The following is a 10,851-nucleotide window of genomic DNA, read 5'->3' on the forward strand; positions in this document are numbered from 1 at the left end:
CCGGAGGCGAAGATGACACCTGCGCCGAAGCTGACGACGGCGGCGGTGGCAAAGCGGAAACGTGAGAATCGTGCTGACATGGCTCGCTGCGTTGATGTCACGAGAACTGCCCTGTGCCACTCTGAGACACCGAAGCCCCGCCGGCAGTTTCCGACGGGGCCAAAGTGTAATCTGTTAGCCGGGCGACAGCTTTGCCCGGCTAATTCTGCGGGTTCTGTTTACTTCTTGTTGTCGTCGACGATCTCGTAGTCCGCCTCGGCCACTTCCTCGGCCTTCGGCTGGGCCGGCTCGCCCGACGGAGCCGCACCAGCGCCATCGGCGGGAGCCTCAGACGCCTGCTGCTGATAGAAGGCCTGACCGGCTTCGCTGTAGGCCTTGGTCAGCTCTTCCTGGGCCGCACGGATCTCGTTGATGTCGTCACCGCGCAGCGCCTTGCGGGCACGCTCGATGGCGGCGTCGATCCGTTCCTTGAGCGGTGCGGCCACCTTGTCGCCCCACTCCTTCACGTTCTTCTCGACTTCATACGTCTGCGAGTCGAGTCGGTTGCGCGTGTCGATCTGCTCACGGCGCGCCTTGTCTTCGGTCGCGTTCTTTTCCGCGTCCTTGACCATCTTGTCGATGTCGTTGTCCGACAGGCCGCTCGACGCTTCGATGCGGATCTTCTGTTCCTTGCTGGTGGCCTTGTCGCGCGCCGTCACATGCAGAATGCCGTTGGCATCGATGTCGAACGTGACCTCGACCTGCGGCATGCCGCGCGGAGCGGGCGGGATGCCCGACAGCTGGAACTTGCCGATGGTGCGATTGTAGACGGCCAGCTCGCGCTCACCCTGCAGCACGTGGATTTCGACCGTGCTCTGGTTGTCATCCGCCGTGGAGAACGTTTCCGCCTTCTTGGTCGGGATGGTCGTGTTGCGCGGGATGAGCACCGTCATCACGCCACCGAGCGTCTCGATGCCGAGCGAGAGCGGCGTCACGTCGAGCAGCAGCACGTCCTTCTGCTCACCCGTGAGGACCGCACCCTGGATGGCCGCGCCGACGGCGACGACTTCGTCCGGGTTCACGCCCTTGTTGGGTTCCTTGCCGAAGAACTCCTTCACCACCTGCTGGATCTTCGGGATACGCGTCGAACCGCCGACGAGGATCACTTCGTCGACTTCGTTTGGCTGCATGCCGGCGTCCTTGAGCGCCTGCTTCATGGGCTCGAGGGTGCGCTGGATGAGGTCATCGACCAACTGCTCGAACTTGGCGCGCGTGAGCGAGTAGTTGAGGTGCTTCGGGCCCGACTGGTCCGCCGTGATGAAGGGCAGGTTGATGTCGGTGCTGTTGGCGCTCGACAGCTCCATCTTGGCCTTTTCCGCGGCTTCCTTGAGGCGCTGGATGGCCATCGGATCCTTGGACAGGTCGATCGCCTGGTCGCGCTTGAACTCGGCCACGAGCCAGTCCATGACGCGCTGGTCGAAGTCGTCGCCGCCGAGGGGCGTGTCGCCGTTGGTGGACTTCACTTCGAACTGGCGCGTGCCGTCGACATCGTACAGCTCGAGAACCGAGATGTCGTACGTACCGCCGCCGAGGTCGAACACGGCGACCTTTTCGTCGGTCTTCTTGTTCTTATCGAGGCCGTAGGCGAGAGCGGCCGCCGTGGGCTCGTTGATGATGCGCAGCACTTCGAGGCCGGCGATCTTGCCGGCGTCCTTGGTGGCCTGGCGCTGGGCGTCGTTGAAGTACGCCGGGACCGTGATGACCGCCTTGGAGACGCTGTGGCCGAGATAGTCTTCGGCCGTCTGCTTCATCTTTTGGAGCACCATGGCCGAGATCTCGGGCGGCGTGTAGCGCTTGCCACCGACTTCGACGGCTGCCACATCATTGGGGCCGGCGACGATCTTGTAAGGCACGCGCGACTGGTCGCTCTGCGCTTCGGCGGACCGGCGGCCCATGAAGCGCTTGATCGAGAAGATGGTGTTCTGCGGGTTGGTGACGGCCTGACGCTTGGCGATCTGGCCAACGAGGCGCTCGCCATCCTTGGTGAAGCCGACGACTGACGGGGTGGTCCGACCGCCTTCCGCGTTCGGGATGACGACTGGGTCGCCGCCTTCCAGCACGGACACCACGGAATTGGTGGTGCCCAGGTCGATGCCGATAACTTTTTCAGCCATAAGGGATCTCGTCGAAGAGTCCGGATTGAAGGGGCGTCAGTTGCGATGGCCCCGGAGATGCTCGGTGTAGCCAGTGGCAAGCACCGGGCCGGATTTCCCTGCCGTGACGGCGGAATTGTGCCATGTGTTGCCGTAACAGAGCCTGTCGTGATGGCAGGCTGTCAAATTGACCTGAAAGGGGTGCCATGTTTCCCGTCTCCGACGACAACCCGACTCTTCGGACGCCTGTCATGACGCTGGTGATCCTGGCGGTCACCTGGTCGGTGTGGTTCTTCGTACAGGGGGCGGGCAGCCCGTACCCGCTGGCGATCAGTGTGTGCAACCTGGGTTTTGTGCCGGGCGAGATCAGCGGGCAGGCGCCGCTTGGGTTGGGCGTGCCGTTGGGGCGTTTCGGCGATCAGGCGCTGGCCTGTGTCGTGGACAACGAGCCCATCAACTGGCTCACGCCCGTGCTGTCGATCTTTCTGCACGGCAGCTGGGGGCACATCATCGGCAACTCGCTCTACTTCTGGGTGTTCGGCAACAATGTCGAGGACAGCATGGGGCGTGGCCGATTTCTTATCTTCTACCTGCTGACGGGCGTGATTGCCGCCATGGCACACCTGACCATCGATCCCACCTCGCCGGTGCCCACCGTGGGTGCATCGGGGGCGATTTCGGGCATCATGGGCGCCTATCTGGTGATGTATCCGCGTGTGCGGGTGCGGACCTACATCCCACCGATCTTCCTGATTCGTTTTCCGGCGTGGGCGGTGTTGATCCTGTGGTTTGGCAGTCAGGTGCTGTCGGGATTGCCCGAGCTCTCCCCACTACGCCGTGAGATTTCCGGCGGTGTGGCCGTGTGGGCGCATGTGGGCGGATTCGTCGCCGGCGTGTTGTTGGCGAGGTTGTTCGAGAATGCCGACCTGGTGCGTCGCCGACGCGCGGTGAGTGACGCGAAAGTCGTTTGGTCCTGAACCGTTCGGTGCAAGGAGCACTGCGCGCTGCTTCGTCTCCGTCCTGTAACGAAGGAAGATTCTCTTGCCGTCCCGATGGCGTTCGGACGGTGGTGACGCAATCGTTACAGCGACTGCGGTGACCCGTGGCACCCGTTCGCTTTCATTCGAGCGCGGAGCCTCGCCCGCGGCGTACTCCTGACTTCAGCCCCTCCGCTTCGTGAAGCTCTTCTCCAAGGACGAAACTTTCTTCGATCACTTTCGCCAGTTGGCGGTTCATATCGGTCAGGCGGCGGCGCTGTTGCGCACCCTGTTCGAGAACCCCGCCAACTCGGCGCAGTTGACGCCCCAGATCAAGAAGGTGGAAACGGATGGCGATGCCATCGTGCAACTGATCAACCAGCGTATCGACACGAGCTTCGTGACGCCGCTTGATCGCGAAGACATCCACTTGCTGGCCAAGCGACTCGACAACGTGATCGACCTGATCAACGGCACCTCGCGTCGTGTGGCGATGTTCCGCATCGTGGCGCCGCGCGATGGTGGTGTGCAGATGGCCGACGTGCTCGTGCGGGCCAGCAAGGAAATCCTGGCCGCTGTGGGTGACGTGACCAAGCGTCAACGCATGATGGAGCACGGCAAGATCATCAAGCAGCTCGAAGAAGAAGGAGACGTGCTGTACGCGCAGGCGGTCGGCGCCCTGTTCGATCGCGAAGAGCCGGCGATCGAAGTGCTGAAGTGGAAGGAGATCTTCGATTCGCTGGAAGAAGCGATCGACGAGTGCGAGGACGTATCGAACGTCCTCGAGAGCATCGCGCTCAAGAACAGCTGACGCGCTGCCTGGTACACTGTGGTCACTTTTGTCATCATCATCGTCGCCGTCGCGCTGGCGTTCGATTTCATCAACGGGTTCCACGATTCCGCCAACTCGATCGCGACGATCGTCGGCACCCGTGTTCTGAGTCCGCTGGCGGCCGTGATCTGGGCGGCCGTGTTCAACTTCTCGGCGCTCTTCTTCGTCGGCACGGCCGTGGCGAAGTCGGTGGCGGCCGGGTTCATCGACCTGAACATCGTCGATGCGAACGTCATCCTCGGTGGCTTGCTCGGCGCCATCATCTGGAACCTGATCACCTGGTGGTTTGGCATTCCCTCGAGCTCCTCGCACGCGCTCATCGGTGGTTATGCCGGTGCGGCCGTGGCGAAGGCGGGCTTCGAGGCGCTGCTGTGGGGCAAGAAGTGGATCGAGACCCTGTCCGCCATTGCCCTCTCGCCGATGCTGGGCGCGCTCATGGGCTTCCTGCTCATGGTGATCGTGTTCAACCTCTTTCGCCGGGTGGCGAACGCGAAGGCCGAAAAAGCCTTTCGGGTGTTGCAGCTCACCAGCTCGGCGCTGCTGTCGCTGGCCCATGGTGGCAATGACGCGCAGAAGACGATGGGCATCATCGTCGGCCTGCTGGTCGCCACGCAGGCGGCGTTCGTCAATGAGACCGGTTGGCTGGCGCACCTGCACGTGACGTCGCTGGACACGATCCCCATCTGGGTGGAGCTCAGCGCGTATACCATGATCTCGCTGGGAACGCTTTTTGGCGGCTGGCGTATCGTCCATACGATGGGCACGCGCATCACGAAGCTGCGTCCGGTGGGCGGATTCTGCGCCGAAACCGGTGGTGCGATGGTCATCCTGGTGGCGTCCAAGTTCGGTATCCCGGTGAGCACCACGCACACCATCACGGGTGCCATCGTCGGTGTGGGCGCCACGAACCGGCTTTCGGCCGTGCGATGGGGACTGGCGGGTCGCATCGTCTGGGCATGGGTCATCACGATCCCGGCGAGCGCGCTCATGGCGGCTCTGTCGTACAAGCTGCTCGCCGCCTTCATTCCGCTCTGATCCCGCAAGGAGACGCCGGGGTGCCTCGCGCCCCGGCGTGCATTGATGGCTTCTGCAACATCGTTGGCGCTGCCGTACCTGAACCGCGAACTGTCGTGGCTCGAGTTCAATGCGCGCGTGCTGGAAGAAGCGCTGGACGACCGCGTTCCGCTGCTCGAGCGACTCAAGTTTCTCGCGATCTTCAGCACCAACCTCGATGAGTTCTACATGGTGCGCGTCGCGGGTCTGCGGCGCAAAGTGGCGGCCGGTGCGAAGCAGTACGCACCGGAGCCCCTGACCCCGCCCGAGCAACTCGAAGCCATTCGCGAGCGGGTCAATGAGCTGCTGGGTCGGCGCCGCCGGGCCCTGCGCCGCGAGCTGCTGCCCGCGCTCGCCCAGCACGGCATTGAAATCGTACCGATGGATGCGCTCGACGATGACGAGCGCGCGCGGATGGCGGGCTATTTCGAGACGCAGGTGTTCCCCGTCCTGACGCCACTGGCGGTCGATCCGGGACACCCGTTCCCCTACATCTCCAACCTGTCGCTCTCGCTCGCGGTGGATATTCGCGACCCGGAGACCGGCAAGTCGCACTTCGCCCGCGTGAAGGTGCCGCGCTCGTTGCCTCGTTGGGTGGGGACGGGACGGGGGCACCGGTTCGTGGCGCTGGAGCAGGTGATCGGTACCAACCTCGGTGCCTTGTTTCCGGGGATGGATGTGGAACGTTGGTACACGTTCCGCATCACGCGCTACTCGGATCTCGAGCTCGGGCAGATGGACCAGCCGGAAGACCTGCTCGAGACCATCGAGCAACAGGTGTTCCAGCGCCGGTTCGGCGAGGTGGTGCGCCTCGAAGTGCAGCGTGAGATGCCGGAGAGCATCCGGCAGCTGCTCATGGAAGAGCTGAGCGAGACCGAGTCGCAGTACGTGGCGCCGGTGAGCCTGCGTGACCTGCATGACCAGGACGACCTGCTGGAACTGGGTGACCTGATGCAGCTGGCCTCGCTGGACGTCCCGGAGCTGCGCGATGCGCCGCACACGCCGATGGTGCCGAGTGCGTTCCGTGAAGGCCGCAACATCTTCGAGGCCATTCGTGAACGCGATGTGCTGGTGCACCATCCGTACGAATCGTTCAGTGCGTCGGTGGAGGCGTTTCTGGAGGCAGCCGCGAACGATCCGCAGGTGCTGGCCATCAAGGTCACGCTCTACCGCACCTCCGGCGACACGGCCATCGAGCGAGCGCTTACCGAGGCCGCGGAAGCCGGCAAGCAGGTGGCGGTGCTGATCGAACTGCAGGCGCGATTTGATGAAGCCAACAACATCAACTTCGCGCGCACCATGGAAAACTACGGCATCCATGTGGCGTACGGTCTGCCTGGCCTCAAGACGCATGCGAAGACGGTGCTTGTGGTGCGACGCGACTTCGATGGTATCCGGCGTTATGTGCATCTTGGTACGGGCAACTACAACTCGAAGACGGCTCGCCTGTACACGGACGTGGGGTTGTTCACGTGCAACCCGCAGATCGGCGCCGACCTGTCGGATCTGTTCAATTCACTGACGGGCGTGTCGCGGCAGATCCACTATCGCCGTCTGGCGATTGCGCCGCGCAACCTGCGCGCACGCACCCTGCAGCTGATCCAGCGCGAGGCGGAACACGCCAAGGCGGGGCGCGGTGGACGGATTATCGCCAAGATGAACGCGCTGGTGGATCCGGAGATCATCGCGGCGCTGTACGAAGCCTCGCAGGCTGGTGTGGAGATCGACCTGATCGTGCGCGGCATCTGCTGCCTGGTGCCCGGTATCAAGGATGTCAGCGAGCGCATTCGCGTCATCAGTATCATCGGGCGTTTTCTGGAGCATTCGCGCATCGTGCACTTCGCGAACGGTGGCACGCCGGAGTACTACATCGGCTCTGCCGACTGGATGCCCCGCAACTTCGACCGTCGCGTGGAAGCCATGACGCCCATCGAGGATGTGGCGCTGCACCGTGGCATCCAGCTTGTGCTCGAGACCTGCCTGGCCGACAATCGACAGGCGTGGGAGTTGGGCTCCGACGGTACGTATCGGCGACGCCAGCCCGGCAACCAGACCGAGCGCGCCACGCAGGTGGTACTCAGCAAGCACCCGTGGGGAGACGCGACACCACGGCCGGCCCGCAAGAGAGCCCGCACCAAGACAATCTGACATCGACCACCAGCCGCAACGACAACGCGCCGTCATCATCTGACGGCGCGTTTGTTTTACAGCTACTCCCCTTCGCCGTCGTCGCTGGCGTCGACTTCCACGCCGTCCGACGTCATCACCATCACCCGTCGGCCGAGTACTTCCTCGAGCAACTGACGCTTGCGGCTCGCGCCCCAGCATTCGAGACGCACATTGGTCGCACCCTCGGCCTCAAGCGCGGTGACGCGCAGTGCCTCGGAACTCCACTTCACGGTCATCGAACCGACGGCGCCCACATGCCCACGGTCCATACCATCCGCGAACCGCAGGATGGCCGACAACTTCACGATGCGCTCACGCAGGCTGCGATCGAGCTGACCGAAGCCGGAGTGCTTGAGCTTCGGCGGCGCTCCACGATGGTACCGCGCCACATGCGCGATCACCACCTGTTCGGCAGGCGTCATGCCGAGCAGCTCAGCGTGCGAGATCAGGTGAAACGAATGCTTGTGATGCTTCTCGTAGTTGATGTGGTAACCTACGTCGTGCAACAACGCGGCGTCGGCGAGAATGCGGCGGTCGTCGACGGTGAGATCGAGTCGGCCAGACAGCGCATCGAACAGCTGCAGCGACAGCATCTGCACCTGTCGTGCGTGCGGCTCTTCATAGTGACAGCGCTCGGCGAACTCCCGTACCGACCGGTCACGGGCCATGCCCGGGTCGGCCACAACGGGCGAGATGCGTGCTGCCTCGAGCAGCAGCCCTTCGCGAATGCCGTAGCCCGATGTGAGCAGATCATGCGGATCGAAGCGCGACAACACTTCGGCGGCGACGGCCAGGCCGGCGACGATGATATCGGACCGAGCCGGATTGAGGCCAGCCACTCGCTGCCGTTCTTCGCTGTCGAGACGCTGCAACCAGTCGAGTACGTGTTCGAGCTCCACGCGTGTGACACGAGTGCCGTGGGCCGATCGCACGGCGACGCGCTGCCGGGCCAGCACCATGCCGGCGAGGTTGGTGAACGTGCCGCCCGAGCCAATGATCTGTGCACCGCGCCAGTCCTTCACGGGGAGCGCCTTCTTGAGCCCCTCACGCACATGAGCACGCAGCGCACGCACCCGACGTGGGCGCACGGCTGGAGTGAGAAACTTCTCTGTCAGGCGTACGGCGCCGAATGGCAGTGAGGCTACGCGCTCGATGAGGCCATCCTTCGACAGCACGATCTCCAGCGAGCCGCCGCCGATGTCCATGATCACGGTCCGGCCGGCGCCGAGCTCGAAGTGGGCGAGCGCGCTACGAAAGCAGAGCAGCGCCTCTTCTTCGCCGCTGAGGATACGGAGCTGGTGGCCGGTGGCCGCGGCTACCCGACCCGTGAAATCGGCGGCGTTGTTGGCGTCGCGCACCGCACTGGTCGCGACGATCTCGATGCGCGCCGCGCCTAGCTGACCGGCGAGGGTGACCATGCGCTGAACGGCCGAGACGGCAGCTTCCATCGCCTCTTCGGACAGCTGCGCGGTGGCTTCCAGCCCTTCGCCGAGGCGCGGCATGGCTTTCATCTCGTCGATAACCCGGATCTGCCCGAGCGGCGAGACGTCGGCTATGATCTGCCGGACGGAATTCGAGCCGATGTCGATGGCGGCGATGCGTACGTCGCCGGTGGGAAGTGGCGTGCCCGTCATGACTGGTCGGTGGCGTCGTGGGTCTCGTCGTAGCGATGGCGAATCTGCTTGCCCTCTGCAAGATAGACCGCGTTCTCCCCGATGTTGGTGGCGAGGTCGGCGATGCGCTCGAGATTGCGGCTGACGATGAGCAGTTCCAGCGCCATCGGCACGAGGCGGGAGTCACGCACCATGCTCGCGGACAGTGTGCGGTAGATCTCACTGTGCAGGGCGTCCACTTCGTCATCGGCCTTGCCGACGGCCCGCCCGAGGGCGCCGTCACCCCGGATGAACGCGTCGAGGGCATTGCTCAGCATCGTCCGGGCCCGGCGCGCCATGTCGGGCAGGGCGGGGAGTGACATGAGCGGCATGCGCAGCTCGGCCATCCGTACTGTCGCCTGCGCAATGTTCACCGCGTGATCACCCACCCGCTCGATGTCGCTGGACACCTTGATGGCACCGACGAGGAACCGGAGGTCACGGGCCATGGGCTGTTGCAGCGCCAGCATGGCGATGGCGCGCTCCTCGGCTTCCACTTCCACGCGATCGAGGATCTCGTCGGCTTCGATGACCGCATCGGCCTTGTCGGCGTCCTGGCTGAGCAGGGCCTCCATGGCCAGCGCGACCAGCGACTCCGCCTGCTCGGACATGTCGAGCAGCTGCTGCGTGAGGGCGGCGAGATCGTCGTGAAAGTGCCGGTATCCCGGGCGGCTCTGCGGGGTCATCCGAACCGTCCGGTGATGAAGGCTTCTGTGCGCGAGTCGGAGGGGCGCGTGAACAGGCGCGACGAGGGGCCCTCCTCGACGAGGACTCCGTCCACGAGCAGCGCCGTCCGATCGGCCACACGGGCCGCCTGATGCATGTTGTGGGTCACGATGAGCATGGTGAGCTGCTGACGGAGTTCATACATCAGTTCTTCGATGCGCTGCGTGCCGTGCGGGTCGAGGGCACTGCTCGGTTCATCGAGCAACAGCACTTCGGGATCGTTGGCGAGCGCGCGCGCGATGCAGAGGCGTTGCTGTTGGCCGCCGGAGAGAGTGCGGGCGTCCTGACGCAGTCGGTCCTTCACTTCATCCCACAGCGCGGCGCGACGCAGTGCATGCTCGACGACATCATCGAGTTCGCGGCCCTTGAGCTGGCGATTCAGTTGCGGACCGTAGGCCACGTTGTCGCGAACGGAACGCGGGAACGGATTGGAACGCTGAAACACCATGCCGACGCGTTGCCGAAGCACGCTGGTGTCCACATGCGCGGCATAGATGTCTTCGTCGCCAAGATGCACGGTGCCGGCGTGGCGCACGCCGGGGATGCCATCGTTGAGTCGATTGATGGCGCGGAGCAGAGTGCTCTTGCCGGAACCCGATGGCCCGATCACGGCGGTCACCGATCGCTGCGGCACGTGCAGCTCGATGTTGTGCAATGCCGGTGTGGCTCCGAACCACGCGGAGAACCGGGTCAGTGTGACCGCATGCGCCGGTGTCATCCGAAACGCCCCATCACATACGCTTCGGCGCGCGAGTCGCGGGGCGTCGTGAACAGTTGCCGGGTGGGGGCGCATTCGGCGATGAGACCATCGAGCAGCACTGCGGCCGTGTCGGAGATGCGTGCGGCCTGCTGCATGTTGTGTGTCACGAGCAGCATGGTCACGCTGCCGCGGAGGTCGTACAGCAGCTCTTCGATGCGCTGTGTGGCAATGGGGTCGAGCGACGCTGTGGGTTCGTCGAGCAGCAGCACATCGGGGTTCACCGCCAATGCCCGGGCGATGCACAGGCGTTGCTGCTGACCCCCCGACAAGGCCATGGCGCTACCGTGCAAACGATCGGCCACTTCGCGCCACAACCCTGCGCGTTCGAGCGCGTCCTCCACGGCATGTTCGAGCGCGGCGCGCGAGGTACCCGGCCGGCCCACCCGTACCCCCGCGGCGACATTGTCGAAGATGGACTGCGTGACAAACGGCGTTGGATACTGAAACACCATGCCGATGCGCTGGCGGAGCGCGCTCACGTCGGTGCCGTGGGCGTAGACATCGGTCAGGCGCTGCGGCTCGCAGAGTGAGACATGGCCACGCACCCAGG

8 protein-coding genes and 1 pseudogene are annotated in these 10,851 nt (G+C 64.3%); 4 read left to right on the top strand and 5 right to left on the bottom strand.

Features of this window, described 5'->3' with window-relative positions; translation table 11 throughout:
• Positions 1-218 precede the first annotated feature (218 nt).
• A pseudogene (dnaK, locus tag VGE27_RS05275) lies at positions 219-2,165 on the bottom strand (molecular chaperone DnaK); the annotation flags it as partial.
• 173 nt (positions 2,166-2,338) lie between these two features.
• Between dnaK and VGE27_RS05280 the strand changes: the two are divergent.
• The 4 genes from VGE27_RS05280 to ppk1 all read left to right on the top strand — a co-directional run bounded on the left by VGE27_RS05280 (position 2,339) and on the right by ppk1 (position 7,142).
• Positions 2,339-3,109, top strand: a complete 771-nt coding sequence (locus tag VGE27_RS05280) for a rhomboid family intramembrane serine protease (protein WP_345787985.1) — start codon at positions 2,339-2,341, stop codon at positions 3,107-3,109.
• 199 nt (positions 3,110-3,308) lie between these two features.
• Positions 3,309-3,920, top strand: a complete 612-nt coding sequence (locus VGE27_RS05285) for a DUF47 domain-containing protein (RefSeq protein WP_331048590.1) — start codon at positions 3,309-3,311, stop codon at positions 3,918-3,920.
• Positions 3,921-3,938: 18 nt separating this feature from the next.
• A complete protein-coding gene (locus VGE27_RS05290) occupies positions 3,939-4,976 on the top strand; it encodes an inorganic phosphate transporter (protein ID WP_331048591.1) in 1,038 nt (345 codons plus the stop codon).
• Between the two features lie 45 nt (positions 4,977-5,021).
• Positions 5,022-7,142: a polyphosphate kinase 1 gene (gene ppk1 / locus VGE27_RS05295; RefSeq protein ID WP_331048592.1), complete on the top strand. Its 2,121-nt coding sequence runs from the start codon at positions 5,022-5,024 to the stop codon at positions 7,140-7,142.
• Positions 7,143-7,204: 62 nt separating this feature from the next.
• On the opposite strand, the gene VGE27_RS05300 is transcribed toward ppk1, so the two are convergent.
• The 4 genes from VGE27_RS05300 to VGE27_RS05315 all read right to left on the bottom strand — a co-directional run.
• Complete coding sequence (locus VGE27_RS05300; protein WP_331048593.1) at positions 7,205-8,797, bottom strand: Ppx/GppA phosphatase family protein; 1,593 nt, start codon at positions 8,795-8,797, stop codon at positions 7,205-7,207.
• Positions 8,794-9,501, bottom strand: a complete 708-nt coding sequence (phoU, locus tag VGE27_RS05305) for a phosphate signaling complex protein PhoU (RefSeq protein WP_331048594.1) — start codon at positions 9,499-9,501, stop codon at positions 8,794-8,796. Before phoU ends, VGE27_RS05300 begins: the two co-directional genes overlap by 4 nt.
• A complete protein-coding gene (gene pstB, locus VGE27_RS05310; protein ID WP_331048595.1) occupies positions 9,498-10,259 on the bottom strand; it encodes a phosphate ABC transporter ATP-binding protein PstB in 762 nt (253 codons plus the stop codon). Before pstB ends, phoU begins: the two co-directional genes overlap by 4 nt.
• Positions 10,256-10,851 (bottom strand): phosphate ABC transporter ATP-binding protein (locus tag VGE27_RS05315; RefSeq protein WP_331048596.1); only part of this gene is annotated, 596 nt, incomplete at its 5' end. The genes pstB and VGE27_RS05315, both read right to left, overlap by 4 nt.

The organism is Gemmatimonas sp., assembly GCF_036405635.1.
Lineage (GTDB): Bacteria > Gemmatimonadota > Gemmatimonadetes > Gemmatimonadales > Gemmatimonadaceae > Gemmatimonas.